30 protein-coding genes are annotated in these 26313 nt (G+C 54.9%); 18 read left to right on the top strand and 12 right to left on the bottom strand.

What is annotated here, in order from left to right:
• Window positions 1-154 precede the first annotated feature (154 nt).
• From E0E17_RS09240 to E0E17_RS09220, 5 genes are read left to right on the top strand one after another with little or no spacing between them, the layout of a single operon-like run.
• Complete coding sequence (locus E0E17_RS09240; protein ID WP_130833654.1) at window positions 155-1333, top strand: isochorismate synthase; 1179 nt, start codon at window positions 155-157, stop codon at window positions 1331-1333.
• A 10-nt stretch (window positions 1334-1343) separates the two neighbouring features.
• Window positions 1344-2960, top strand: coding sequence for a (2,3-dihydroxybenzoyl)adenylate synthase (locus tag E0E17_RS09235; protein ID WP_130833652.1), 1617 nt, complete (start codon window positions 1344-1346; stop codon window positions 2958-2960).
• 17 nt (window positions 2961-2977) lie between these two features.
• Complete coding sequence (locus E0E17_RS09230; protein WP_130833650.1) at window positions 2978-3832, top strand: isochorismatase family protein; 855 nt, start codon at window positions 2978-2980, stop codon at window positions 3830-3832.
• Window positions 3829-4590, top strand: coding sequence for a 2,3-dihydro-2,3-dihydroxybenzoate dehydrogenase (gene dhbA / locus E0E17_RS09225; protein ID WP_130833648.1), 762 nt, complete (start codon window positions 3829-3831; stop codon window positions 4588-4590). Before E0E17_RS09230 ends, dhbA begins: the two co-directional genes overlap by 4 nt.
• 3 nt (window positions 4591-4593) lie before the next feature.
• Window positions 4594-5013 carry a hotdog fold thioesterase gene (locus E0E17_RS09220; protein ID WP_130833646.1) on the top strand — a complete coding sequence of 140 codons (420 nt, stop codon included), beginning with the start codon at window positions 4594-4596 and terminating at the stop codon, window positions 5011-5013.
• 43 nt (window positions 5014-5056) lie between these two features.
• Here E0E17_RS09220 and cgtA read toward each other — a convergent pair whose 3' ends face one another.
• From cgtA to rplU, 3 genes are all read right to left on the bottom strand, one after another.
• Complete coding sequence (gene cgtA / locus E0E17_RS09215; RefSeq protein ID WP_130833644.1) at window positions 5057-6229, bottom strand: Obg family GTPase CgtA; 1173 nt, start codon at window positions 6227-6229, stop codon at window positions 5057-5059.
• Between the two features lie 254 nt (window positions 6230-6483).
• The gene (gene rpmA / locus E0E17_RS09210; protein ID WP_130833642.1) at window positions 6484-6741 is read right to left on the bottom strand and encodes a 50S ribosomal protein L27; all 258 of its coding nucleotides are present in this window, start codon (window positions 6739-6741) and stop codon (window positions 6484-6486) included.
• Window positions 6742-6756: 15 nt separating this feature from the next.
• On the bottom strand, window positions 6757-7068 hold the full coding sequence (gene rplU / locus E0E17_RS09205) for a 50S ribosomal protein L21 (protein WP_013507673.1): 312 nt from the start codon (window positions 7066-7068) through the stop codon (window positions 6757-6759).
• A gap of 256 nt (window positions 7069-7324) precedes the next feature.
• On the opposite strand from rplU, the gene ispB reads away from it, so the two are divergent.
• Window positions 7325-8296 carry an octaprenyl diphosphate synthase gene (gene ispB, locus E0E17_RS09200; protein WP_130833640.1) on the top strand — a complete coding sequence of 324 codons (972 nt, stop codon included), beginning with the start codon at window positions 7325-7327 and terminating at the stop codon, window positions 8294-8296.
• 231 nt (window positions 8297-8527) lie between these two features.
• Complete coding sequence (locus E0E17_RS09195; protein WP_130833637.1) at window positions 8528-8824, top strand: helix-turn-helix domain-containing protein; 297 nt, start codon at window positions 8528-8530, stop codon at window positions 8822-8824.
• A 116-nt stretch (window positions 8825-8940) separates the two neighbouring features.
• Here E0E17_RS09195 and murA read toward each other — a convergent pair whose 3' ends face one another.
• The 7 genes from murA to mlaF all read right to left on the bottom strand — a co-directional run bounded on the left by murA (window position 8941) and on the right by mlaF (window position 13737).
• Window positions 8941-10200, bottom strand: coding sequence for a UDP-N-acetylglucosamine 1-carboxyvinyltransferase (murA, locus tag E0E17_RS09190; protein WP_130833635.1), 1260 nt, complete (start codon window positions 10198-10200; stop codon window positions 8941-8943).
• A 69-nt stretch (window positions 10201-10269) separates the two neighbouring features.
• Window positions 10270-10524 carry a BolA family iron metabolism protein IbaG gene (gene ibaG, locus E0E17_RS09185; RefSeq protein WP_130833633.1) on the bottom strand — a complete coding sequence of 85 codons (255 nt, stop codon included), beginning with the start codon at window positions 10522-10524 and terminating at the stop codon, window positions 10270-10272.
• A 115-nt stretch (window positions 10525-10639) separates the two neighbouring features.
• Window positions 10640-10945: a lipid asymmetry maintenance protein MlaB gene (gene mlaB, locus E0E17_RS09180; protein WP_130833631.1), complete on the bottom strand. Its 306-nt coding sequence runs from the start codon at window positions 10943-10945 to the stop codon at window positions 10640-10642.
• Complete coding sequence (gene mlaC, locus E0E17_RS09175) at window positions 10945-11577, bottom strand: phospholipid-binding protein MlaC (RefSeq protein WP_130833629.1); 633 nt, start codon at window positions 11575-11577, stop codon at window positions 10945-10947. Before mlaC ends, mlaB begins: the two co-directional genes overlap by 1 nt.
• Window positions 11578-11590: 13 nt before the next feature.
• The gene (gene mlaD / locus E0E17_RS09170) at window positions 11591-12130 is read right to left on the bottom strand and encodes an outer membrane lipid asymmetry maintenance protein MlaD (RefSeq protein WP_130833627.1); all 540 of its coding nucleotides are present in this window, start codon (window positions 12128-12130) and stop codon (window positions 11591-11593) included.
• Window positions 12131-12134: 4 nt separating this feature from the next.
• Entirely contained in the window at window positions 12135-12917 is a 783-nt protein-coding gene (gene mlaE, locus E0E17_RS09165; protein WP_130833625.1) for a lipid asymmetry maintenance ABC transporter permease subunit MlaE, read from the bottom strand.
• Window positions 12918-12921: 4 nt separating this feature from the next.
• Window positions 12922-13737: a phospholipid ABC transporter ATP-binding protein MlaF gene (gene mlaF, locus E0E17_RS09160; protein WP_130833623.1), complete on the bottom strand. Its 816-nt coding sequence runs from the start codon at window positions 13735-13737 to the stop codon at window positions 12922-12924.
• A gap of 227 nt (window positions 13738-13964) precedes the next feature.
• Between mlaF and E0E17_RS09155 the strand changes: the two genes are divergently transcribed.
• The 11 genes from E0E17_RS09155 to npr all read left to right on the top strand — a co-directional run bounded on the left by E0E17_RS09155 (window position 13965) and on the right by npr (window position 21978).
• On the top strand, window positions 13965-14945 hold the full coding sequence (locus E0E17_RS09155) for a calcium/sodium antiporter (protein ID WP_130833621.1): 981 nt from the start codon (window positions 13965-13967) through the stop codon (window positions 14943-14945).
• A 16-nt stretch (window positions 14946-14961) separates the two neighbouring features.
• Complete coding sequence (kdsD, locus tag E0E17_RS09150) at window positions 14962-15948, top strand: arabinose-5-phosphate isomerase KdsD (RefSeq protein ID WP_130833619.1); 987 nt, start codon at window positions 14962-14964, stop codon at window positions 15946-15948.
• A 13-nt stretch (window positions 15949-15961) separates the two neighbouring features.
• The gene (gene kdsC, locus E0E17_RS09145; RefSeq protein ID WP_130833617.1) at window positions 15962-16525 is read left to right on the top strand and encodes a 3-deoxy-manno-octulosonate-8-phosphatase KdsC; all 564 of its coding nucleotides are present in this window, start codon (window positions 15962-15964) and stop codon (window positions 16523-16525) included.
• On the top strand, window positions 16522-17100 hold the full coding sequence (gene lptC, locus E0E17_RS09140; protein WP_130833615.1) for an LPS export ABC transporter periplasmic protein LptC: 579 nt from the start codon (window positions 16522-16524) through the stop codon (window positions 17098-17100). Before kdsC ends, lptC begins: the two co-directional genes overlap by 4 nt.
• Window positions 17069-17623 carry a lipopolysaccharide ABC transporter substrate-binding protein LptA gene (gene lptA, locus E0E17_RS09135; RefSeq protein WP_130833613.1) on the top strand — a complete coding sequence of 185 codons (555 nt, stop codon included), beginning with the start codon at window positions 17069-17071 and terminating at the stop codon, window positions 17621-17623. Before lptC ends, lptA begins: the two co-directional genes overlap by 32 nt.
• Before the next feature lie 5 nt (window positions 17624-17628).
• Window positions 17629-18354, top strand: coding sequence for an LPS export ABC transporter ATP-binding protein (gene lptB / locus E0E17_RS09130; RefSeq protein WP_130833611.1), 726 nt, complete (start codon window positions 17629-17631; stop codon window positions 18352-18354).
• A 48-nt stretch (window positions 18355-18402) separates the two neighbouring features.
• Window positions 18403-19836: an RNA polymerase factor sigma-54 gene (gene rpoN / locus E0E17_RS09125; RefSeq protein ID WP_130833609.1), complete on the top strand. Its 1434-nt coding sequence runs from the start codon at window positions 18403-18405 to the stop codon at window positions 19834-19836.
• Between the two features lie 21 nt (window positions 19837-19857).
• Window positions 19858-20145 (top strand): ribosome hibernation promoting factor, encoded by a 288-nt coding sequence (hpf, locus tag E0E17_RS09120; RefSeq protein WP_130833607.1) that lies wholly within the window; start codon window positions 19858-19860, stop codon window positions 20143-20145.
• Between the two features lie 174 nt (window positions 20146-20319).
• Complete coding sequence (ptsN, locus tag E0E17_RS09115) at window positions 20320-20802, top strand: PTS IIA-like nitrogen regulatory protein PtsN (RefSeq protein WP_130833605.1); 483 nt, start codon at window positions 20320-20322, stop codon at window positions 20800-20802.
• 52 nt (window positions 20803-20854) lie between these two features.
• Window positions 20855-21709, top strand: a complete 855-nt coding sequence (gene rapZ, locus E0E17_RS09110; protein WP_130833603.1) for an RNase adapter RapZ — start codon at window positions 20855-20857, stop codon at window positions 21707-21709.
• Window positions 21706-21978 carry a PTS phosphocarrier protein NPr gene (npr, locus tag E0E17_RS09105; RefSeq protein WP_130833601.1) on the top strand — a complete coding sequence of 91 codons (273 nt, stop codon included), beginning with the start codon at window positions 21706-21708 and terminating at the stop codon, window positions 21976-21978. Before rapZ ends, npr begins: the two co-directional genes overlap by 4 nt.
• Window positions 21979-22016: 38 nt before the next feature.
• On the opposite strand, the gene mtgA is transcribed toward npr, so the two are convergent.
• Together mtgA and arcB are read right to left on the bottom strand one after the other, a co-directional pair.
• Window positions 22017-22745 carry a monofunctional biosynthetic peptidoglycan transglycosylase gene (gene mtgA, locus E0E17_RS09100; RefSeq protein ID WP_130833599.1) on the bottom strand — a complete coding sequence of 243 codons (729 nt, stop codon included), beginning with the start codon at window positions 22743-22745 and terminating at the stop codon, window positions 22017-22019.
• An 875-nt stretch (window positions 22746-23620) separates the two neighbouring features.
• On the bottom strand, window positions 23621-25978 hold the full coding sequence (gene arcB, locus E0E17_RS09095) for an aerobic respiration two-component sensor histidine kinase ArcB (RefSeq protein ID WP_130833597.1): 2358 nt from the start codon (window positions 25976-25978) through the stop codon (window positions 23621-23623).
• Between the last annotated feature and the right edge of the window lie 335 nt (window positions 25979-26313).

Here is a 26313-nt window from a genome sequence, read left to right as displayed (position 1 = left end):
TGTATTTTGTTCCTAACAGATTCTGCTGGTTTTGCTGGCTTACACAGGGAAAACACCGCGAATTTATTGACACTTGATCTGAATCGACGTAGGTTACAGCACCACAATACAAATGATAATCATTATTAGTTCTCTTATCATTTAAGGTGGGATTATGGTGGAAACCGTGACGTTTGAAAATGGATCGCTGCAGGATTTCTCCGCGCTTTGTCGCGGTTTTGTGTTTACCTCCCCCTGGCGTGGGCTGTCAACGCAGGGCTGCTACGCCGCATTAACCACACCGGTAACGGATGGTGAACGGCTGAATGGCACATTTCAACAGCAGCTACAGCAGCAGTTTGCCGCCGCAAAGCGCGATGGCATCGCCCATCCGATTGTTGCCGGGGCGATCCCTTTTGATGTCAGCCAGCCTGCGGCGCTGTTTATACCGCAATCCCACCGTTTTTTCCGATGCGCCGATCTGCTGGCCGCACTGCCGGACACTTGTTCTGACCTGCCCGCTGTTATCCAGCGTAGCGCCCTGCCGGAACATGACAGCTTTACCGGGATGGTGGCACAGGCGGTGGCGGCCACGCAGCGTGGTGACCTGGATAAAGTCGTGCTGTCACGACTACTGGATATTATCACAGCAGAGCCGGTGGAAAGCGCCGCGCTGATGCAGCGCATCATGATACAGAATCCCAACAGCTATCACTTTCATCTGCCGCTGCCGCAGGGGGGCACCCTGCTGGGTGCCAGCCCGGAATTGCTGCTGCGTAAACAGGGAGCGCAATTCAGCTCCTGTCCGCTGGCCGGCTCTGCGCGTCGTGAGGCAGAGTGCGCGCGCGACCGGGCGGCGGGCGAAACCCTGCTGCATTCAGCAAAAGATCGCCACGAACATCGCCTGGTGACCGATGCGATGCGCAGCGTGTTACAGCCGCGCAGTCGCCAGCTTTCCGTGCCGGATGAACCTTCGCTGCTGACTACCGCCACCTTATGGCATCTTGCTACGCATATTGAGGGCGAAGTCCGGGACGCGGCGGAAAATGCCCTGTCGCTGGCGTGCCTGCTGCATCCGACCCCGGCCCTGAGCGGCTTCCCTCATCAGCAGGCGCAGCAGCTGATTGAGCAGCTGGAACCTTTTGAACGTGGGCTGTTTGGCGGCATCGTGGGCTGGTGCGATGAAGAGGGGAACGGCGAATGGGTCGTGACCATTCGCTGCGGCACGATTCAGGAAACCCGGGTACGCTTATTTGCCGGGGCTGGCATCGTGGCCGATTCGCAACCTGAATCAGAATGGCGTGAAACCGGTGTCAAGCTTGACACTCTGTTACGTGCCTTTGGACTGCAATAAAGGAAACATCATGACGATACCCTATTACCGCTGGCCCGACGATCTGGCCGCGCGCTATCGTGAAAAAGGTTACTGGCTGGATCTGCCGCTGACCGACATCCTCGATCAGCAAAAAGAGAACGATAACATCGCCGTGATTGATGGCGATCGTCAGTTTACTTATCGTCAGCTGGCCACTCTGAGCGACAATCTCGCCGCCGCCCTGCAGCGACGTGGCCTGCAGGCAGGCGACACCGCGCTGGTGCAGTTAGGGAACGTCGCCGAGTTTTATCTGACCTTTTTCGCCCTGCTGAAAATCGGTGTCGCGCCGGTCAACGCGCTCTTCAGTCATCAGCGTACAGAACTGAACGCCTATGCCACACAGATTGAACCGGCCCTGCTGATCGCCGACCGTGAACACGCCCTGTTCCGGGATGAGGCTTTTACTGACGCGCTCTGCGCTGCGCATCCGTCGCTGCGCCATGTGCTGTTGCGTAACGCGTTACAGCACGAAAACAGTCTGGAAGCGCTGCTGCAGGAAAGGGTAACGGACTTCAGCGCTACGCCGTCCGCAGGCGATGAGGTCGCCTTCTTTCAGCTTTCCGGCGGCAGTACCGGCACGCCCAAGCTGATCCCGCGTACTCACAACGATTACTATTACAGTATTCGCGCCAGCGTAGAGATTTGCGGCGTCACGGCCCGCACCCGTTATCTGATCGCCCTGCCCGCCGCCCATAATTTTCCGATGAGTTCGCCCGGCGCGCTCGGAGTGTTCTGGGCCGCTGGCCAGGTGGTACTGGCCGCCGATCCCAGCGCCACGCTCTGTTTCCCGCTGATTGAAAAGCATCAGATTACCGATACCGCACTGGTGCCCCCGGCCGTCAGCTTATGGCTGCAGGCCATCAGCGAATGGGGTAGCAACCAACAACTCGCCTCGCTGAAACTGTTGCAGGTTGGCGGCGCGAAACTGGGTGAAAGCCTGGCGGCGCGTATTCCCGCTGAGATTGGCTGCCAGCTGCAGCAGGTTTTCGGCATGGCGGAAGGCCTGGTAAATTATACCCGCCTCGATGACGATCAGACCATCATTCTGACCACTCAGGGCCGCCCGATCTCAGAGGATGACGAAGTCTGGGTGGCAGATGAAAACGGCAATCCGCTGCCGCCCGGAGAGACGGGGCGTCTGATGACGCGCGGCCCCTATACATTCCGGGGTTACTACAAGAGCCCGGAGCACAATGCCACCTGCTTTGACGCCAACGGCTTTTACTGTTCCGGCGATCTGATCGAAATGACGCCGGAAGGCTATATCAAAGTACAGGGACGCGAGAAGGATCAGATTAACCGTGGCGGTGAAAAAATTGCGGCGGAAGAGGTAGAAAACCTGCTGCAACGTCATCCGGATGTGATCCATGCGGCGCTGGTCTCCATGTCAGACGATCTGATGGGCGAAAAGAGTTGCGCCTTTATTGTGGCGCGCCAGCCGATTAAAGCGGTGGCGCTGCGCCGTCATTTGCGTGAACTGGGCGTGGCCGAGTTCAAGCTGCCCGACCGTATCACCTGCGTAGATGCCCTGCCGCTGACTCCGGTCGGCAAGGTAGATAAGAAACGTCTGCGCCAACAGCTTGCCGAGCAACAGGCGCAAGCATGACCTGTTCAGGAGAAATTATGGCTATTCCAAAACTGACCTCATATTCGTTACCGACCGCCAGCGAGCTGCCCGCCAATAAAGTCAAATGGGCTTTCGAGCCGGCGCGTGCTGCGCTGCTGATTCATGACATGCAGGCCTATTTCCTGAATTTCTGGGGCGAAGAGAGCCCGCTGGTGCAACAGGTGGTGGAGAATATCGTCCGTCTGCGTCGCTACTGTAAGGCGCAGGGCATTCCGGTGTTCTATACCGCCCAGCCGAATCAGCAGAGCGATGAAGATCGCGCCCTGCTGAATGATATGTGGGGACCGGGCCTGAACAAACACCCGGAGCAGCAGAAGATTATCGGGGCGCTGACGCCTGATGACGATGATCAGGTGCTGACCAAATGGCGCTACAGTGCTTTTCACCGCTCGCCGCTGGAGTCGATTCTGCAGGAGATGGGCCGCGATCAGTTGATCATCACCGGAGTCTATGCCCATATCGGCTGCCTGACCACGGCCACGGACGCTTTTATGCGCAACATCAAGCCCTTTATGGTGGCGGACGCGCTGGCGGATTTCAGCCGCGACGAGCATATGATGGCCCTGACCTACACTGCAGGCCGGAGCGGCAAAGTGGTGATGACCGCCGATCTGATGCCGCTGCCGCTGAGCAAAGATGAGCTGCGGGGGTTGATCCTGCCGCTGCTGGAAGATGACGACGTCCCGGAAGATGATGAGAACCTGATCGACTACGGCCTCGATTCAGTGCGCATGATGGCGCTGGCGGCGCGCTGGCGTCAGGTGCATAACGATATCGACTTTGTCAGCCTGGCGAAAAATCCCAGTATTGATGGCTGGTGGGCGCTGCTGTCACGGGAGCTGCAGAAATGAGCCAGTACCAGGACTTCCACGGTAAAATCGTCTGGGTGACCGGCGCAGCGCAGGGCATCGGCTACCACACCGCGCTGGCCTTTCATCAGGCGGGCGCGCAAGTGATCGGATTTGATCTGCGTTTCCACGACAATCAGGGTTACCCCTTCATCTGCCATACGCTGGATGTTGCAGATGCGCACCAGGTCAAAACCCTGTGTCAGCGCCTGCTGGCTGAGCAGCCGCGTCTGGATGTGCTGGTCAACGGTGCCGGGATTCTGCGCATCGGTGCCACCGACGAACTGCCTCCTGAAGAGTGGCAAGCTTGCCTCGCGGTCAATGCGGGCGGCGCTTTTAATCTGTTTCAGCAGACGCTACCGGTGTTCCGCCAGCAGCGCGCCGGAGCGATCGTGACTATCGCCTCAAACGCCGCCCACGCGCCGCGTATCGGCATGTCCGCCTATGGCGCATCCAAAGCGGCGCTGCGTAGCCTGTGCCTGACCGTGGGGCTGGAAATGGCCCCTTATGGCGTACGCTGCAATATCGTCTCGCCAGGTTCCACTGATACCGAAATGCAGCGCAGCCTCTGGCATACGCCCGACGCCGAGCAGGCGATGATTAACGGCTTTCCCGAGCAGTACAAGCTGGGTATCCCGCTGCGGAAGATCGCTCAACCGCAGGAGATCGCCGCCACCGTGCTGTTCCTCGCCTCGGATCTGGCCAGCCACATCGTGATGCAGGATATCGTGGTCGACGGCGGCGCGACGCTGGGGGCCTGACCGATGAGCGCCATCTGGAAACGTACCCTGACCCTGGAGCAGCTGAATGCGCTGGGGGAGAACTCGTTAGTGGCCCATCTGGGCATTTACTTCACCGCCATCAATGCGGAGAGCCTGGAAGCAACCATGCCGGTTGATGCCCGCACCCGGCAGCCTTTTGGTCTGTTGCATGGCGGCGCGTCAGTGGTGCTGGCGGAGTCAATGGGCTCAATTGCCGGTTATCTCTGCGTCGAAGAGGGCAAAAGCGTGGTCGGCATTGAAGTCAACGCCAGCCACCATCGCGCTGTCTCCAGCGGCGAAGTACGTGGAATCTGTCGGCCTTTGCACCTGGGCGCACGCAACCAGACATGGCAGATCGAGATCCGCAACGCGCGCGATCAGCTGTGCTGCAGCGCCCGTCTGACCGTGGCAGTGATGGGCTAAGCGCAATAAAAAAGGCGGCATCGCTGCCGCCTTTTTTGTCTGATTAACGCTGGTAAATAATTTCGACGCCTTCGTCGTCATCTTCATCCCAGTCGTCATCCCACTCTTCGTCTTCCTCAACCTGCGCGTTCTCCATCGCTTCACGATGGTAGTCATCCCACATAAACTGGGCTTTCTCCGGCTTCTTCTCTTCCTCTTCCGCTTCTTTCGGATGGGCGATAATGAAGCTCATCACATCCCAGCACAGCGCATTGACGCCATCGCGGCTGGCCGCAGAGATCAGGTAGTACTTATCTTCCCAGCCCAGCGCTTCGGCAATCGCTTTGGCGCGCGTTTCCGCTTCCTCGCGGCTCAGCAGGTCAGTTTTGTTAAACACCAGCCAGCGCGGCTTCTGGTAAAGCTTTTCGCTATATTTTTCCAGTTCACCGAGGATGATGCGGGCATTTTCTACCGGGTCCGACTCATCAATCGGCGCAATGTCGATCAGATGCAGCAGAACGCGACAGCGCTCCAGATGTTTCAGGAAGCGAATCCCCAGGCCGGCACCTTCCGCTGCGCCCTCGATCAGGCCAGGGATATCCGCTACCACAAAGCTTTTTTCGCTGTCCATACGCACCACGCCCAGACTCGGGACCAGGGTGGTAAAGGGATAGTCAGCCACTTTCGGTTTCGCTGCCGAAACGGCGCGGATAAAGGTCGATTTCCCGGCGTTCGGCAGACCGAGCATACCGACATCGGCCAGCAGCATCAGCTCCAGCTGCAGCTCGCGCTTCTCGCCCGGCGTACCCATGGTTTTCTGACGCGGGGTACGGTTCACAGATGATTTAAAACGGGTGTTGCCCAGGCCGTGCCAGCCCCCTTTCGCTACCATCAGCTTTTGCTCATGGCGGGTCATATCGCCCAGGGTTTCGCCCGTGCCCTGGTCAATGACACGGGTACCGACCGGTACTTTAATCACCACATCTTTCCCGCGTTTACCGGTACAGTCACGGCTCTGGCCGTTCTGTCCACGTTCAGCACGGAAAGCTTTTTCGAAGCGATAATCAATCAGGGTGTTGAGGCTTTCGTCAGCCACCAGGTAAACATCACCACCGTCGCCGCCGTCGCCGCCATCAGGTCCGCCCTTCGGAATATATTTTTCCCGGCGAAAGCTGACGCAGCCGTTACCACCATCACCTGCGACTACCAGAATTGTCGCTTCATCAACAAACTTCATTTTCTTTCTCCGTCACACTAACGTCCGCACTTGCACTCTGCGCTGGCGGACGGGTCCGCCAGGGTCTTCTGCGCTGACCGGCGGCGGATAAAACAGGACTGGCCGAGGGCCAGATGTACATTAAGTGTACAGCAATCTGCTACGCAAAACCCTTTTTCCCGACCTTTGGCAGCAGAAAGTAAAAAGCCCCGCAGCTTTGCGGGGCTTCGATTCGTTTCTCAGGCTCTGATCAAAGAGCCCGGGTCACGACAACCTTACTCAGCAACGATGCTGACATATTTACGGTTGTTCGGACCTTTGATTTCGAATTTTACTTTGCCGTCGGTGGTAGCAAACAGGGTGTGGTCACGACCACAACCTACGTTGGTACCGGCGTGGAATTTAGTGCCACGCTGACGAACGATGATGCTACCAGCCAGAACGGCTTCGCCACCGAAACGTTTTACACCCAGACGTTTTGCATTGGAGTCACGACCGTTACGAGTCGAGCCACCAGCCTTTTTATGTGCCATTTGTCAGATCTCCTCTTAGGCGCTGATGCCAGTGATTTTCACATCAGTAAACCACTGACGGTGGCCCTGCTGCTTACGGTAGTGTTTACGACGACGAAACTTAACGATTTTGATTTTTTCGCCGCGACCGTGAGCAACCACTTCTGCTTTGATCACACCGCCTGAAACCAGTGGCGCGCCGATTTTCACGTCTTCGCCATTAGCAATCATCAGAACCTGATCAAACTCGATGGTTTCACCGGTTGCGATGTCCAGCTTTTCCAGGCGAACGGTCTGACCTTCGCTTACTCGGTGTTGTTTACCACCACTTTGGAAAACCGCGTACATATAAAACTCCGCTTCTGCGCTTGCCTTTCTGTTTATCAGGCGGCGCGATAAAATATTCACAATAGGGCGCGAATTCTACGCAAAACTCCTGGAGAAGACAAGAGCACTTTGCACTCTCTTGCAGAAAAAAAACACAGGCTGAACGCAAACGTTCCTCAACCCGATTTTTCAAGTACAATCAGTATCAGATAACCTGAACTCACGCTGGGTAAAACCCATCACCCTGGCCGAAAACGAGTCATAGCTGAACAGACGAATGAACTTAGAACAGATAAATGAATTAACCGCGCAGGATATGGCGGCCGTCAACCAGACCATCCTTGACCAGCTGAATTCAGATGTTTCGCTCATCAACCAGTTGGGATATTACATCATCAGCGGCGGCGGCAAGCGCATACGCCCGATGATCGCCGTCCTCTCTGCACGGGCGCTGGGTTATGAGGGCAACCTGCATGTCACGAATGCGGCGCTGATCGAATTTATCCACACGGCGACCCTGTTACATGACGATGTTGTGGATGAATCTGATATGCGTCGCGGCAAAGCCACGGCGAACGCCGCCTTTGGCAATGCTGCCAGCGTACTGGTCGGCGATTTTATTTATACGCGTGCTTTCCAGATGATGACCAGCATGGGATCGCTGCGTATTCTCGCCCTGATGTCGGAAGCAGTGAATGTGATCGCTGAAGGTGAAGTGCTGCAGCTGATGAACTGCAACGATCCTGACATCACGGAAGAGAGCTACATGCGCGTCATTTACAGCAAGACCGCGCGTCTGTTTGAAGCCGCCTCGCAGGCCTCTGCCATCCTCGCCGACGCGACAGAGGCGCAGGAGAAGGCGTTACAGGACTATGGCCGCTATCTGGGCACCGCGTTTCAGCTGATTGACGATCTGCTCGATTACAGCGCCGACGGCAAAACGCTGGGTAAAAACGTCGGCGACGATCTGAGCGAAGGCAAACCTACCCTGCCGCTACTGCACGCTATGCGTCATGGATCACCGGAGCAAACGGCAATGATCCGTCAGGCGATTGTCGACGGTAATGGCCGTCACCTGCTGGAGCCGGTACTGGCCGCAATGCAGCAGAGCGGCTCGCTGGAATGGACGCGCAAACGGGCTGAAGAGGAGGCGGATAAAGCCATTGCCGCGCTGAAAGCGCTGCCGGAAACCCCCTGGCGTAGCGCGCTGGAGTCACTGGCGCACATGTCGGTACAGCGCGAATTTTAACCCTCCACGGAGCACAGGATGTGCTCCCGCGTTCTGTTTCCCTTCCTCTTTTTCCCGCTTACATCAGTTGCAAAACTTTTGCGGAGCTATGCTCACTTCTGCAGCTGATCACAAATTTTACTGGAAACTTATGGAAATGTTTTGCTATAAAAATCCTGTAGTTTCCAGTTTAAGTCAAAAACTGGCGTACAGTACCACCAGGGATTAATAATGACAGGGAGGAAATCTGCTATGTATGCAGGAAAAGAGGACTGGCATCCGGCGGATATCATTGCCGCATTACGTAAAAAAGGCACCTCGCTGGCAGCCGTCTCTCGTCAGGCGGGGCTCAGTTCATCCACGCTGGCGAATGCGCTGTCACGCCCATGGCCTAAAGGAGAGTGGATCATTGCGGAAGCGATCAATATCCATCCCTCAGAGATCTGGCCCAGCCGCTATTACGATCCGGTAACGAAACGCCTGCTGGATCGCAAAAAATTGATCCGATCCGTGCGTAACCGCGGGGCTGGAAAACCCGGCACGCCTTAAAACGTGAAGGCTGCGTTCGTTGTGTCGATCCCGCAGCTGCCCGCCAGGTTGGCTGGCGACATAAAAAATGGCCGGAAAATCCGGCCATTTTTTCTTACGAGGCGAGCGACAAACCGTTATTCGCCGCTGACACGCTCGATATTGGCGCCCAGCGCTTTCAGTTTATCTTCAATGCGCTCATAGCCACGATCGATGTGATAAATGCGATCCACCAGCGTTGTGCCTTCGGCAATACAGCCCGCCAGGACCAGACTGGCGGAGGCGCGCAGATCGGTAGCCATCACCTGGGCCCCTGACAGCTTCTCAACGCCATAACAGATAGCGGTGTTGCTCTCGATTTCCGCATGCGCCCCCATACGAATCAGCTCAGGGATATGCATAAAGCGGTTTTCGAAAATGGTTTCCGTAATCACCCCGGTGCCTTCAGCGACCAGGTTGAGCAGGGTAAACTGCGCCTGCATATCGGTCGGGAAGCCAGGATGCGGTGCCGTACGCACGTTGACCGCTTTGGGCCGCTGACCGTGCATATCCAGGCTAATCCAGTCTTCGCCCACTTCAATATCTGCACCGGCATCGCGCAGCTTGGCCAGCACTGCGTCCAGCGTGTCTGGCTGCGTATTACGGCACACTACTTTGCCGCCGGAAATCGCTGCTGCCACCAGGAAGGTCCCGGTTTCAATACGGTCCGGCACAACGCGATACACCCCGCCGCCCAGACGCTCAACGCCTTCGATGGTGATTTTATCGGTGCCTGCGCCGCTGATTCTGGCACCCAGCGTATTCAGGAAGTTGGCGGTATCGACAATTTCCGGTTCACGCGCGGCGTTTTCGATGATGGTCGTCCCGGTAGCCAGCGTCGCGGCACTCATAATGGTAACAGTGGCGCCCACGCTGACCTTATCCATGACGATATGCGCGCCTTTCAGGCGGCCATCCACTGAGGCTTTGACATAGCCCTCTTCCAGCTTGATCTCAGCACCCAGTTGTTCCAGTCCGACGATATGCAGATCGACCGGACGTGCGCCGATAGCACATCCTCCCGGCAGCGATACCTGACCCTGACCGAAACGTGCGACCAGCGGCCCCAGCGCCCAGATAGAAGCGCGCATGGTTTTCACCAGTTCATAAGGGGCGCAGAAGATATTGACCGCACTGGCATCCACATGCACCGAGCCATTACGCTCAACCTTCGCACCCAGCTGGCTCAGCAGCTTCATGGTGGTATCGATGTCTCGCAGCTTGGGAACGTTCTGGATTTCTACCGGCTCTTCCGCCAGTAGCGCAGCAAACAGAATAGGCAGCGCGGCGTTTTTCGCCCCGGAAATGGTTACTTCACCACTCAGACGGGTGGGACCTTGTACACGAAATTTGTCCATTAACACGGCTCTCAATTAACAATCAAAAATGCAGTTGCCCGCCTCAGACGAGCGCGCCACGCCGACAGCTTAGAAACCGTTAAGTTTACGGTCTCGAGCCCACTCAGCGGGCGTATAAGTTTTGATGGAGACGGCATGAATACGGTTATCCGCAATAAACTCCATCAGGGGGGCGTACACCGCCTGCTGTTTTTTTACCCGGCTCAGTTCGCCAAACATTTCGCCCACGGCAATCACCTGAAAATGGCTGCCATCGCCGCTGACATGGACTTCTTCTAATGGCAGTGCCTGCATCAGCACAGCCTGAATTTCACTGTTTTCCATTCGCTCTTTGCTTCACTTGATAATAATCAGGCAGACATATTAGTGGAAAGCGCATGACTCTTAAACATGCAAAAGCCCCTGCGGGAAACAGGGGCTTTGGGAAACCGCCAGGCTTTTACGCGTTTTTATCTGCAGAAACAATGATCTGCTGCAGATTGTAAAGCGTAATCAGCGAAAGCAGTTTATCGGTAATGCCGCTGAAACAGGGCGCTTTGCCCTGCCTGCGGGCCATTTCAAGCAGATGCACCAGCAGCGCAAGGCCAGCAGAGTCGACACGATCCAGCGCCGAAACATCAATGATATCGGCCTGCGCCATCACGCTTTCCCGCTGCTCCCACAACGGCTGCAGCGTGTCGCGATCTAACATCCCACTCAGATGCAGCCTGTTCTCCTGCAACTGCCAGCGTAAGGGTTCGCTCATTATTGCTGTTGACCCAGGGTGATCGGCTGTGCAGCAGATTTTTTCAACTGCGCTGTCAGACCCTCAATACCTTTGGTACGCAGCAGATCGCCCCACTCGTTCTGTTTGGTGGTGATCATACTGACCCCTTCGGCGATCATATCGTAAGCCTGCCAGTCGCCGGTGCGGCTGTTTTTACGCCACTGGAAATCCAGGCGCACGGGCGGACGACCATTGGGATCGACGATGGTGACGCGGATAGCGATAATATTGGCATCGCCCAGCGCCTGCTTCGGTTGAATCTGATAGGTCTGGCCGTGGTAGAGCGCCAGCGCCTGACCATACGCCTGAGCCAGATAATCGCTGAACGCGCTGAAGTAAGCTTCACGCTGTGCCGGCGTCGCCTCGCGGTAATAGCGGCCTAACACCAGCGCCCCGGCGTATTTGATCTGGACATAAGGCAGCAACTCCTGACGCACAATCTCGCGCAGATAGTTGGGGTCCTGTTTGATTTTCGGCTGCTCATTTTTCAGGCGCGTAAAAGTCTTTTCTGCCGCCTCATTCATCAGCTGATAAGGATCGCTTTGATCGGCAGCCTGCGCCGCCAGCGGCGCAATAGCCAGCATGGCAATCAAAAATAAACGTCTCAACATTCTGTTTTACCTCTTAAGGTTGCTCGGGCGCGGCGGGTGCGCTGGTAGCATCTGGCGCTTGCTGCCCGTTCTCTTTTTTATCGTCGCCGCTCTTATACAGGAACTGCCCAATCAGGTCTTCCAGTACGATTGCCGACTTGGTATCACGTAGCGTATCGCCATCTTTCAACATCGACGATCCTAATTCAGGATCGTCGAAACCCAGGTTTAGCGCCAGAAATTGCTCGCCTAAAAGCCCCTGGGTACGGATAGCCAGCGAGCTGGTATCCGGGATCATGTTGTCATAACGCTCACTGATCGCCATGGTGATATGCGGTGCCAGTGATTTGGGATCGAGCGAAATGTCGGTGACCCGACCAATCACCACACCACCGATTTTGACCGGCGAGCTGACTTTCAGGCCGCCAATGTTGTCAAAGGTAGCGTTGAGCTCCCATGTCGGTTCAGTGCCCACTGATTTCAAGTCCGCTACGCGCAGACAAAGAAACAGCGCGGCAATCAGCGCCAGCAGCAGAAAGACGCCCACCCAGATTTCGTTTTTTTTGCTTTGCATTGTTTCAGTTCCCAAACATCAGTGCCGTCAGCACAAAATCCAAACCGAGTACCGCCAGCGAGGCGTGTACCACGGTGCGCGTCGTTGCCCGGCTAATCCCTTCAGAAGTCGGGATGGCATCATAGCCGTTGAACAGGGCAATCCAGGTGACCGTCACGGCAAAGACCGCACTCTTAATCACACAGTTAACAATATCCGCGCGAAAATCGACCGCGTTCTGCATCGCTGACCAGAAGAAGCCCGGATCGATACCTTTCCAGCTCACGCCAACCAGCGCCCCGCCGCCAATACCGACCGCCGTAAAGATCAGCGTCAGCAGCGGCATACTGATAAAACCCGCCCAGAAGCGCGGCGAGACCACCCGGCGTAGCGGATCCACCGCCATCATCTCCATGCTGGAGAGTTGCTCGGTGGCTTTCATCAGGCCGATTTCCGCCGTCAGCGCAGAGCCGGCGCGGCCGGCAAACAGCAGCGCCGTCACTACGGGCCCCAGCTCACGCAGCAGCGACAACGCGACCAGCATGCCGAGACTGGTTTCCGCGCCGTAAGTATTGAGCACCAGATAGCCCTGCAGCCCAAGCACCATGCCGATAAACAGCCCGGAAACCATAATGATCAGCAGCGACAACACGCCCACGCTGTAAAGCTGCCTGACCAGCAGCGGTGTATGCTTGCGAAAGGCGGGAATTCCCACCAGCGCGTGAAACAGCATTAAACCTGCGCGACCAAAAGTGGCGCAGGTTTCAATTCCCCGACGTCCGAGCGACGCCAGTGCCTGTAGCACCATCAGTTCACCTTCTCCCTGCGCTGATTAAATCAGTAAGGTAATCCCCGGCCGCGTAGCGGAAAGGGACGGGACCGTCTGCGTGCCCGTCAATAAACTGACGCACGCGCGGATCGGGATTTGCCCGCAACTGCGGCGCGCTCCCTTGCGCAATGATTTTTTGCCCGGCCACGATATAAGCATGGTCGGCAATGCTCAACACCTCCGGCACGTCATGCGATACCACAATGCAGGTCAGGCCCAGCGAGTGATTGAGTTCATCGATCAGCTTCACCAGCACGCCCATGGTGATGGGATCCTGGCCGACAAAGGGCTCATCGAACATGATCAGTTCCGGCTCCAGCGCAATCGCGCGCGCCAGCGCAACGCGCCGCGCCATACCGCCAGACAGCTCAGCGGGTTTCAGATAGGCCGCGCCGCGCAGGCCCACCGCTTCCAGTTTCATCATAACAGTGCTGTGCAATAACGGCGGCGGAAGTTTTGTATGCTCGCGCAACGGCCAGGCGACGTTTTCATAGACCGTTAAGTCGGTAAACAGCGCGCCTGACTGGAACAGCATGCTCATTTTTTTGCGCGCTTCATACAGTTTTGAGCGCGACAGCCCAGGGATATTTTCGCCGCGAAACCAGATTTCGCCCCGATCGGGCTGCAACTGTCCGCCGATCAGACGCAACAGGGTGGTTTTACCGATACCGGAAGGCCCCATAATGGCAGTGACTTTGCCAGCAGGTACCGTCAGCGAAATATCATCGAAAATCTGGCGCTCACCGCGTGAAAAACTCACGCCACGAACTTCCACCAGATTCGTTTGCTGCTGAATCATGATTACCTCTCATGCGGATCGGGCCGCTGAATAACCTGACGATGTTAGCCTGATCCCGCTTAATGCACGATAGTTTTACAGAAACTTACTGCTCAGTTGTGGCGAAAACGGCCATTAAATTTACTTTTGTCGCGCAGAGGGTCAAAATCAGCGGCTGTTTGTTTATCCGGAACCTGAAATCCTGCCCGCAAAGCTCGCTGGTGAGGATACCTACGCAAGGATTTTTCATGTTCGTTGCTACCGCCCTGCTGATCATCGGTTTGATTTTACTGGCTTATGGTGCCGATCGTCTGGTGTTCAGCGCGTCGATATTATGTCGTTCGTTCGGGATACCGCCGCTGATTATCGGCATGACGGTGGTCAGCATCGGCACTTCGCTACCGGAAATCATTCTCGCCTTTTCCGCCGCCCAGCATGGCCAGATGGATATTGCGGTCGGCACCGCGCTGGGGTCGAACATCACTAATATTTTGCTGATTCTCGGCGGCGCAGCGTTATTACATCCACTGACGGTTCATTCTAATCTGATTCGGCGCGAACTGCCGCTGATGCTGCTGGTTTCCCTGCTGAGCGGTCTGATGCTGTTTGATAATCAGCTCAGCCGTCTGGATGGTCTTGGCCTGCTGGCTATCGCCGCGCTCTATCTACTGATCATTATCAGCATTGCGCGCCGCGCCGAACAGCATCATAACGATATCCTGACGCGCGAGCAGCTTGCGGAGCTGCCGCGAGAAGAGACAGGCAATACGGTCGCCTTTCTCTGGCTGGCGATGGCGCTGCTGATTATGCCGATCGCCACGCGCATGGTAATCGACAATGCCACCGCTTTTGCCGACTATTTTGGCATCAGTGAACTGGTGCTGGGGCTGACGCTGATCGCGGTTGGTACCAGCCTGCCGGAGCTGGCGACGGTTATCGCCGGTGCCCTGAAAGGCGAAGATGATATCGCTATCGGCAATCTGATCGGCGCCAACATTTATAATATTGCTATTGTACTCGGCCTGCCGGCGCTGGCCCACCCTGCCAGCGTTGACGTTTACGCCTTCGCACGCGATTACTGGGTGATGTTAGTGGTTAGTACCTTGTTTGCCCTGATCTGTCTGCAGCGCAAACGACGCATCGGCCGACGCGCGGGCGCTATTCTGCTGGGCGGCTTTATCGTGTGGGTCCTGCTGCTCTGGCTACACCCTGCATTTATTGATGGATAAAAAGGACACGCTTGTCATGTCATCTTATATACCTGAGCCAGGTTTCGATTTTCAGCAGGCGGGGAAAACCGTTCTGCGTATTGAGCGCGAAGGACTGGAACAGCTCGATCAATATATCAATGAAGATTTCGTCCGCGCCTGCGAAATGATTTTTGCCTGTCAGGGCAAAGTGGTGGTGATGGGCATGGGCAAATCGGGCCATATTGGCAAGAAAATGGCCGCGACCTTTGCCAGCACTGGCACGCCCGCCTTTTTTGTCCATCCGGCGGAAGCGAGCCATGGCGACCTGGGCATGGTGAGCGCCAGCGACGTGGTGATCGCGGTGTCGAACAGCGGCGAATCCAATGAGATTCTGGCGCTGATCCCGGTTCTGAAACGCCTGAAGGTGCAGCTGATCTGCATCACCAGCCGCGCCGAAAGCGCCATGGGACGGGCGGCGGACGTACATCTGTGCGTGAAAGTGCCGCAGGAAGCCTGCCCGCTCGGCCTGGCGCCTACCACCAGCACCACGGCAACCCTGGTAATGGGGGATGCACTGGCTGTGGCGCTGTTAAAAGCGCGCGGCTTTACCGTAGAGGATTTCGCCCTCTCCCACCCCGGCGGCGCGCTGGGCCGTAAGCTGCTGCTGCATGTCAGCGATATTATGCACAGCGGCGATGAGATCCCGCACGTCACCCGGGACGCCTCGCTGCGTGACGCGCTGCTGGAAATTACGCGGAAAAATCTGGGTATGACGGTGATTGTCGACGATCTGATGAAGATCGAAGGCATTTTTACCGATGGCGATTTACGCCGCATCTTTGATATGGGCATTAATTTCCAGACCGCCAGCATTGCGCAGGTGATGACGCCGGGCGGTATTCGCGTCCGTCCCAATACGCTGGCCGTGGATGCCCTGAACCTGATGCAAAACAAAAATATCACCGCCCTGCTGGTGGCCGATGACGATCATCTGCTCGGTGTGGTACATATGCACGACATGCTGCGCGCCGGCGTCGTCTGAACAGGAAAAGAGAATGAGTGAACTGTTAACCGTTGAGACTTGCTACGGTCCGGTCAGCGCCGAGGTGATGAGCCGGGCCAGCCAGATTCGATTGCTGATTTGCGATGTCGACGGCGTGATGTCCGACGGTTTGATCTACATGGGCAACAGCGGCGAAGAGCTAAAAGCCTTTAATGTACGTGACGGCTACGGTATTCGTTGCTTACTGACCTCAGAAGTCGAAGTCGCTATTATAACCGGCCGCAATGCCAGGCTGCTGGAAGACCGCTGTAAGACCCTGGGTATTACACATCTTTACCAGGGACAATCGGATAAGCTTTTGGCCTTCCGGGAACTTCTGGATAAACTGTCATTAGCAGCCCATGAAGTGGCGTACATTGGAGATGATCTGATCGACTGGCCAGTCATGGCCGAAGCAGGCCTGAGTGTCGCGGTGGCGGATGCGCACCCGATATTGCTGCCGCGCGTGCATTATGTCACCCGTATTGCGGGTGGCCGCGGGGCGGTTCGTGAAATTTGCGATCTGATTTTACTGGCTCAGAATAAATTTGAGGATGCCAAAGGGCAATCGGTATGAGTAAAAGCAGGCGTTGGATAACGCTGATTCTGGCACTAATTGCCCTGATACTCATTGGCTGGAATCTTACCAGCCAGGATGAGACGCAAACGCCGATCGCCAGCAGCGATCAGGAGCCAACTTACACCAGCGAGCAGTCGAATACCGTGGTCTATAACCCGACAGGTGGCCTGGCGTACAAGCTGGTCTCAGAGAAAGTGACTTATTTCTCTGCCGGGGAAGTCAGCTGGTTCGATAATCCTGTCATGACCACCTACGACGAGAATAAAGTGCCAACCTGGTCGGTACGGGCAGATAAAGCGAAGCTGACCAACGATCGTATGCTTTATCTCTACGGACACGTTGAGGTGAATACGCTGACGCAGGATTCGCAGCTTGAGCGCATTAAGACAGACAATGCGCAGGTCAATCTCGTCACTCAGGATGTCACTTCCGACGATCAGGTCACGCTTTATGGCCGTAGCTTTAACTCTACCGGCATGAAAATGCGCGGCAATTTACGAACCAAAAATGCCGAGTTAATTGAAAAGGTCAAAACTTACTATGAAATCCAAAATGAACAAACGCAGCCTTAAGCTTCTGTTGGCAAGCGCACTGCTGGTCAGCAGCGTGCCGGTGCTGGCGGTGACCGGTGACTCGGACAAACCCGTTAATATTGATTCAGAGAACCAGGCGTTGGATCTGCAAGGCAATATCGCGACCTTTACCGGCAATGTTATCGTTACCCAGGGCACCATTAAGATCACCGCCGATAAAGTGGTGGTGACACGTCCGGGCGGCGACAGCAATAAAACCATTGTGGATGCCTGGGGTAAGCCCGCCACCTTCTACCAGATGCAGGATAACGGCAAACCAGTGCAGGGCCACGCGGCGAAACTGCATTACGAACTGGCAAAAGATTTTATTGAACTGACAGGCAACGCTTACATCGAGCAGCTGGACAGCAATATCAAAGGCGACCGCATCACCTATCTGGTTAAAGAGCAGAAAATGCAGGCTTACAGTCAGGGTCAGAGCAAACGCGTGACCACCGTGCTGGTGCCGTCGCAGCTACAGGATAAAAACCGCGCGTCCAACAGCCAACAAAAGAGTAACTGATTTCTATGGCCACACTAATCGCAGAAAATCTGGCGAAGGCGTATAAAGGCCGTCGCGTAGTAGAGGATGTTAGCCTGCAGGTGAGCTCCGGCGAAATCGTTGGCCTGCTGGGTCCCAACGGTGCCGGTAAAACCACCACTTTCTATATGGTAGTGGGCATCGTGCCGCGTGATGCGGGTCGCATTGTGATCGATAACGATGATATCAGCATTCTGCCGCTGCATGCGCGCGCGCGCCGCGGTATCGGCTATCTGCCGCAGGAAGCTTCGATTTTCCGCCGCCTGAGCGTCTATGACAACCTGATGGCGGTGCTGCAGGTGCGTGACGACCTGAGCGAAGAGCAGCGTCAGGATCGCGCCAAAGAGCTGATGGAAGAGTTTCATATCGAGCATCTGCGTGACAGCATGGGTCAGGCGCTTTCCGGCGGCGAACGACGCCGCGTCGAGATTGCGCGCGCGCTGGCCGCCAATCCCAAGTTTATTCTGCTGGATGAACCTTTTGCCGGCGTGGATCCCATTTCGGTAATCGACATCAAAAAAATCATCGAGCACCTGCGCGACAGCGGTCTGGGCGTGCTGATCACCGACCATAACGTACGTGAAACCCTCGCAGTATGTGAACGCGCTTATATCGTCAGCCAGGGCCGTCTGATTGCGCACGGCTCCCCTGACGAAATACTTGTCAATGAACAAGTTAAGCGCGTTTATTTGGGCGAAGAGTTCAGACTCTGATAAGGTGTCGTTACTCACGAAGTTTGCTTAGGAAATGCTATCCTGATTATGAAGCAAGGTTTGCAACTCAGGCTCAGCCAACAGCTGGCGATGACCCCACAGTTGCAGCAAGCGATTCGCTTGTTGCAACTTTCCACGCTTGAACTTCAGCAGGAACTTCAACTGGCGCTGGAAAGCAATCCGCTACTTGAACAGGCAGAACTTCACGACGAAGTCGATACCCAGGAATATCAGGAGAATGAAGCGCTGGACACCCGGGAAGCGCTGGAGCAGAAGGATATGCCGGAAGAGCTGCCCTTAGATGCCACCTGGGATGAGATTTATACCGCCGGGACCCCTTCCGGTACCGGGACCGATTACCAGGATGACGAACTGCCGATCTATCAGGGGGAGACAACGCAGACACTGCAGGATTACCTGATGTGGCAGGTGGAACTGACGCCCTTTACCGATACCGATCGGGCGATCGCCACCTCTATTGTCGATGCCATTGACGATACCGGCTACCTGACGGTCTCGCTTGAAGAGATTCGTGACAGCATTGGTAACGAAGAGCTGACGCTGGAAGAAGTGGAAGCGGTGCTGAAGCGTATTCAGCGTTTCGACCCAATTGGCGTAGGCGCGCGCGATCTGCGCGATTGCCTGTTAGTGCAGTTGTCGCAATATCCGGCCGGGATGCCGATGCTGACTGAGGCGCGCCTGATCGTCAGTGAGCATCTTGATCTGCTGGCAAATCACGATTTCCGCAGCCTGATGCGCGTCACTCGGCTCAAGGAAGAAGTATTGAAAAATGCCATGATGCTGATCCAGTCGCTGGATCCCCGTCCGGGTCAGTCGATTAACACCAGTGAGCCGGAATATGTTATTCCCGATGTGCTGGTACGCAAAATCGGCACGCGCTGGACGGTGGAACTGAATGCCGACAGCTTGCCGCGTCTGCGCATCAACCAGCACTATGCGGCGATGGGCGGAACAGCGCGCAACGACAGCGACAGCCAGTTTATTCGCAGTAATCTGCAGGAAGCCAAATGGCTGATCAAAAGTCTGGAGAGCCGCAATGAGACGTTGCTGAAGGTGACCCGCTGTATTGTTGAACAGCAACAGGCCTTTTTTGAGCAGGGCGAAGAGTATATGCGCCCGATGGTGCTGGCTGATATCGCTCAGGCGGTAGATATGCACGAATCGACCATCTCACGCGTCACCACCCAGAAGTACTTACACAGCCCGCGCGGCATTTTTGAACTGAAATATTTTTTCTCCAGTCATGTGAATACCGAAAGCGGTGGCGAAGCCTCGTCGACGGCCATTCGCGCGCTGGTGAAGAAGCTCATCTCAGCGGAGAATCCCGCTAAGCCCTTGAGCGACAGCAAACTGACCTCCATGTTATCTGAACAAGGGATTATGGTGGCACGACGTACCGTCGCCAAATATCGCGAGTCTTTATCTATCCCGCCATCGAACCAGCGTAAACAGTTGGTTTGACAGAACTGAGAAGGAAGACCTATGCAGCTAAATATCACTGGGCAACGCGTTGAAATCACAGAGCCACTGCGTGATTTCGTCACTAATAAATTTGCCAAACTGGAACAATATTTTGATCGGATAAATCAGGTTTATATTGTTCTGAAGGTGGAAAGGGTCATGCAGGTAGCGGAGGCTACCCTTCATGTCAACGGCGGCGAGCTGCACGCCACCTCGGAAGCGGAAGATATGTATGCCGCCATTGACGTGTTGATCGATAAGCTCTCCCGTCAGTTGACCCGGCATAAAGACAAACTGAAACAACACTAACCTTCACGCTTGCACAGAGGCCAGCCGAAGTTATGCCTCTGGATAACAGGATGGGGCGTCGCAATCGCCCCGTTTTGCCATCTGTGCAAGCGCCAACAGGTCTTTGCTTTTCCTGCTATAAAGCGCGTAAAGTGGAAGATCCTCGCGGCCCGGTGAACATGCAAGTGAATCGATATGAACAATGATCTGACACTGGAATTGAGCACAGTACTTACGCCAGACTGCACGCGTAGCGGCGTACACTGCCAGAGTAAAAAACGCGCGCTGGAAATTATCAGCGAACTGGCAGCCAGAGAGCTCAATCTGCCTCACCAGACAATCTTTGAAGCCATCCTGACCCGTGAGCGGATGGGCAGTACCGGTATTGGTAGCGGTATCGCCATCCCCCATGGCAAGCTGGAGGCGGATACGTTGCGCGCTGTCGGCGTCTTTATCAGCCTCGACCAGCCTATCGCCTTTGATGCGGTAGATAATCAGCCGGTAGATCTGCTGTTCGCCCTGCTGGTGCCTGCGGATCAATGTAAAACCCACCTGCATACCTTGTCGCTGGTGGCGAAGCGTCTGGCGGATAAAACAATTTGTCGCCGCCTGCGCACTGCTCAAAGTAATGAGGAGCTTTACGCCATCATTACCGGAACTCAGGAAGAACAACCTTAAGCGCATGGCACTTTTACCGACGTTGCTGTCGGTTTAAACGGGGGAAGATGAGATGGTGCTGATGATCGTTAGCGGTCGTTCAGGCTCAGGAAAATCAGTCGCGCTGCGCGCGCTGGAGGATATGGGGTTTTATTGCGTCGATAACCTGCCAGTGGTGCTACTGCCGGAACTGGCTAACTCCTTAGTTGAACGTAACATCTCTGCCGCCGTCAGCATTGATGTGCGTAATATGCCGGAATCCCCGGAGATTTTTGAAAATGCCCTGAATAATCTGCCCGGGGCGTTCTCTCCGCAGCTACTGTTTCTTGATGCCGATCGTAATACGTTAATTCGCCGTTACAGCGACACGCGCCGCTTACATCCGCTGTCCAGTAAGAACCTCTCGCTGGAGAGCGCCATCGATGAAGAGAATACGTTGCTGGAGCCGCTACGCTCCCGTGCCGATTTGATCATTGATACTTCGGAGATGTCAGTCCATGAACTGGCAGAGATGCTGCGTACCCGTCTGCTGGGCAAACGGGAACGGGAACTCACCATGGTGTTTGAATCTTTTGGCTTCAAGCATGGTATTCCGATTGATGCCGACTATGTCTTTGACGTCCGTTTTCTGCCGAACCCGCACTGGGATCCGAAATTGCGACCGATGACCGGTCTCGATCGCCCGGTTGCCGCCTTCCTCGATCGTCATACCGAGGTGCATAATTTCATTTATCAGACGCGCAGCTATCTGGAACTCTGGCTGCCCATGCTGGAAACCAATAACCGCAGCTACCTCACTGTTGCCATCGGCTGTACCGGCGGTAAGCATCGCTCGGTGTATATTGCCGAGCAGCTGGCCGACTATTTCCGTTCGCGCGGTAAAAATGTACAGTCCCGCCACCGTACGCTGGAAAAACGCAAAACATGACCGTCAGGCAGACTGTTGAGATTAAAAACAAGCTGGGCATGCACGCCCGCCCGGCGATGAAGCTGTTTGAGCTGGTGCAAAGCTTTGATGCAGAAGTCCTGCTGCGTAATGAAGCGGGCACCGAGGCGGAGGCCAGCAGCGTGATTGCCCTGTTGATGCTCGACTCCGCGCAGGGAGGCCACATCGAAATTGAAGCCAGTGGGCCGCAAGAGGCAGAAGCCCTGGCGGCGGTCATCGAGCTGTTTGAAGCGGGCTTTGACGAAGAGTAGCCCTCTGCAGCTGGCCGAGCCAGCAACCCATGCGTTTTTCAGTTCTGATGCAGCTTATGTCGCGTCAGGTAACCTTCACCGCCAATCTGACGCATCTGACGCATAATCCACTGCTGACGCTGGCGAATATAGCCTGACGGGGCATCTGCGTGAAAACGGATGGGATTCGGCAGCACTGCCGCCAGTAACGCCGCATCCGCTATAGTAAGCTGACGGGCGGACTTGTGAAAATAGCGCTGCGCTGCCGCTTCGACGCCAAAAATGCCGTCGCCGAACTCGGCGATATTCAGATAAACCGTCAGGATACGCCGTTTGGTCCAGACCGTTTCGATTCCCAGCGTTAAGCCCGCCTCCAGTCCTTTCCGCACCCAGCTGCGGCCATTCCAGAGAAACAGGTTTTTCGCCGTCTGCTGCGAAAGCGTAGAGGCCCCGCGCATCCGTTCCCCGTCACTGTTCCCCAGCACAGACTCAATAGCTGCAAGGTCAAATCCCCAGTGCTGAGGAAAGGTTTGATCTTCAGAGGCAATCACCGCCAGCGCCATCCAGGGAGAAATCTCCTCCATGCTCACCCAGTCTGAGTGGGCGACATACTCAAAACGGCCACTCAGCCATGCGTTAAGTTGTCTTTCCACCATGACGCTGGAAAAAGGTACGGGTAAAAAGGCAAACAATACAATGCCCAGCGCCCATATCCCCACCAGCGCCAGCAGCAGCCGTGCGACAATGCGTCTGATACGTAGCCAGGGACTCCCTTTACGCTTACTCATACAATTATCTCTTACCCGTTTCATGCATTAATCAATTGCTCTCTGTGACCGCGCCATTTTTGCCTGAGTCAGGCAAAGTCATGATGATTAATTCATCAATCATTAGTTAGTAACTAATACATTTTCACACAGGAACAGTAAATCTGCTTACCACATCAAAGACTTCCGCAGTTTAGGAACCGGTTCCATTGCCTTGAGCAGAAAAATACATTTTAAGCTAAATACTTAACTATTTGTGATAAGCCCATGATTAAATCATTCGCCTGGCTTAACAATGTATTCGAAGTAACCTCAGTATGGCTTAATGACGATTCATCTTAACCTGCAGTTTATGCAATTTTGTACGCCATGCTTTACTGGCATCGCGGTGTGATTAAACAAAAAAAAGCGGATGAATTTGCAAGATCGATTGTTAAAAACGCAGTAAAAAAAAATTTACAGCTGCTTTCCAAAACGTTTTGGATACACCCGCCCTGACGCCTGTTTATTGTTTTATTTTCATTAACTTAAAGCAAAAAAAGGCCGGAGTTTTTGCGGTCACGCGATTTTATCGGCACTCTGATGATGAAAAGTTGCGCAACCAGGTCAATATGGAGAAAAAACAGCTATAATTGGATAAAAAAAGAGCAACGCAACACATAATGTGATTCCTTACTTGACTGTATCATCAAATTAATGTTTTCTGTATTTAAACGCTGCTCAACATCACACATCTTAATGAATCTTGACACAACAAAAGTGCGATTTGCTAAGATGTTATGTAAGCGTTAACCAATACCATGCTGCTGCTCGCGATATAACTCTTCGAGAATAGCAACAGCAACCTTTTTCCCTGGTGTTGGCGCAGTATTCGCGCACCCCGGTTTCGACTGGGGTCATTTTTTTTCTGCTCCGCGCGATTTTTCCGCTTCTTTTACCCAGTCACGCAATACCTCGACATCATGACGCCAGTCCTGCTTCAGCTCGTCGATCCACTCCTGTACGTTATCCCACCATGCCGGCAGTTCCGGGCTTTGAATCTGTTTCGCCAGCTGCTGCAAATGCTGTAACCCCACCGAGCCTGCTGCACCTTTGATTTTATGCCCCTCTTCGGCAATCCCTTTCTGGTCGCGCGCCATCATGTTCGAGTCCAGCACCTCCAGGTAGGCAGGCATCATTTGCTCAAACATCGCCAGGCTCTGATGGATCAGTTCCGGCCCTACCAGTTCAAGGTATTGTTCCAGCATCGGCAAATCGAGTAGCGACAGCTGGTTTTCATCCAGTAGCGACACACTCTCGCTCTCTTCCGGCTGCGCCTGATAATCCCAGTATTTTTTGATCATGGCGGTCAGTGCCGGCACTGCCAGCGGCTTACTCAGCACATCATCCATGCCTGCATCCAGATACTCTTTTTTATCCCGCAGCACGTTGGCGGTGAGCGCCACCAGCGGCGGCAACATTTCCCCCTGATGACGCTGATGAATGGCGCGTGAGACATCCAGACCGGTCATATCCGGCAGCTGAATATCCAGCAGCACCAGATCAAATTCGCGTGGATCAAACATCGCCAGAGCATCGGTGCCGTTCATCGCTACCTCGACGCTGCAGCCCAGTTTCTCCAGCACCGAACGGGCAACAATCACATTTAGCTCAATATCTTCCACCAGCAGCACATGCAGCGCCGGCAACGGCATCGGATCCTCCTGATCTTCATCCTCGCTCTCGTCCGCCAGGCAAGGCGCTTTAATCAGCACGGTAAAGCAGGAACCCTGGCCCGGCGCACTCTGCACGGTAATATCGCCGCCCATCGCCTGCGCCAGTCTGCGCGATACGGCCAGGCCGATGCCGGTGCCGGTTGCCGGTTTGCCGCCGTGCTGATCTTTCACCTGGTAGTACATGGCAAAGATTTTATCCTGCTCATCCTGGGGGATGCCCATGCCGGAATCTTCCACCTCAAAGCGCAGCGTTTCATCCTGCTCCCAGGCGACGCGTACCACAATTTCGCCCTGCTGGGTAAATTTCACGGCATTGCCGATCAGGTTCCACAGGATCTGACGCAGACGGGTGCCATCGGCACAGATTTTGTGAGGCAGCGGCAGCTGTGGCGACATCACAAACTTCAACCCTTTTGGCTGTGCCAGCAGCGCGGAGATATTTTCCAGTTCAGCCAGGAAGCTGACAAAGTCGAGCGGCTGATTATCCAGCTGCACCTTACGTCGCTCTATTTTGTCCATCTCAATCACGTCATTAAAGATATTTCCCAGCGTGATGGCGGAGACATGAATCGTTTTCAGGAACTTCAGCTGCTCCTGATTCAGATCGGTATCCAGCAGGATACGGCTGAGGCCAACGATGCCATTAAGCGGCGTACGCAGCTCGTGGCTGATCGTTGAGATAAAGGTGGTCTTCTCGCGGCTGGCATTCTCCAGCGCGTCCTGATAGCGCTTACGTTCAGTAATATCACGGCCAAAGCCCATCAGTCCGCTGCGTTTACCTACGCGGTCGTAATAAGGCACCTTACGGATTTCGAAACAGGCCTTACGCCCGTCAGGATATTGCAGCCACTGCTCGTAAGTGAGCGCCACGTTGTGGCGAAAAACTTTTTCGTCTGTTTCCAGCACTTTGCTCGCCGTCTCGTCGTCATAGATATCGCGCGGCGTCAGGCCAATCAGCTGTTTCTCGCTTTTCCCGGTGAGCAACTCCATGGCGCGATTGCAGCCAGAGAATTGCTTGTCGATATTGCGATAAAAAACCAGGTCCGGTGAAGCATCAAGGAAGGAGCGCAGAAATGAAGATTGCTGTTCCAGCTCGATCTGCGCCTGTTCGCGGCGCGCCATCTCTTCACGCAGCTTGTCCATCACCTGTTTGCGCGCGTCTTCCGCTTTAATACGGTCGGCAATCTCCTGGTTGAGCTGACTGATGGTCTCTTTCATCTGTTGATTAAGCTCAAGGTCGCGGGTGCGCATCTCCTCCAGCTTATCCACCAGCCGCGCCAGCCGCTGACGCGACTCTTCCAGTTGATCGACCACCACGGAAAGAAAATAGACCGCCCAGGGGGTAATCAGCAGCCCAAAGAAGATGGAGCGCACCATGTCGATACTTTCGACATGTCCACGCAGCACCATGGTGACGGCCATCTGCACCACCATAGCCAGCACCACCAGCGCTGATGCCAGCAGCAGTGAAAAACGCACCAGCCCCAGCTTGACCATCAAATCGACGTAGTACTGGGCTAACAGACGAATTTGTTTCATAGTGACTCCTGGCTGAAAAACGTCCCTATCATAACGTAAATCGTCTGCCAGCGGGTCAGCCAGCGCAGCCGCATCAACGTCGCCCGACGCGCGTGACGCCCTTGTAAGCCACGCGTCACGCCAGGCGGTAAAACGCTTGACTAATTTTGTCAACTGCATAATCTGAAAGCCCGTCTGAACGCGCGATTAACGCTACATATAACGCTAATCAGAACCATGGCTCTCTTCAGGGTCAGGGCCTTGCATTTTCTTTCGCATACTCATGCATCTTTTCTGAAAATTTAATCAGTTTTTTCACGATTAATTTTTCTAATGAAGACTGGCAATTTGATTCA

The organism is [Erwinia] mediterraneensis (assembly GCF_900604315.1).
Lineage (GTDB): Bacteria > Pseudomonadota > Gammaproteobacteria > Enterobacterales > Enterobacteriaceae > Pantoea > Pantoea mediterraneensis_A.
The sequence above is the reverse complement of the archived record's forward strand: the minus strand, read 5'-3'. Positions and strand labels throughout refer to the sequence as shown.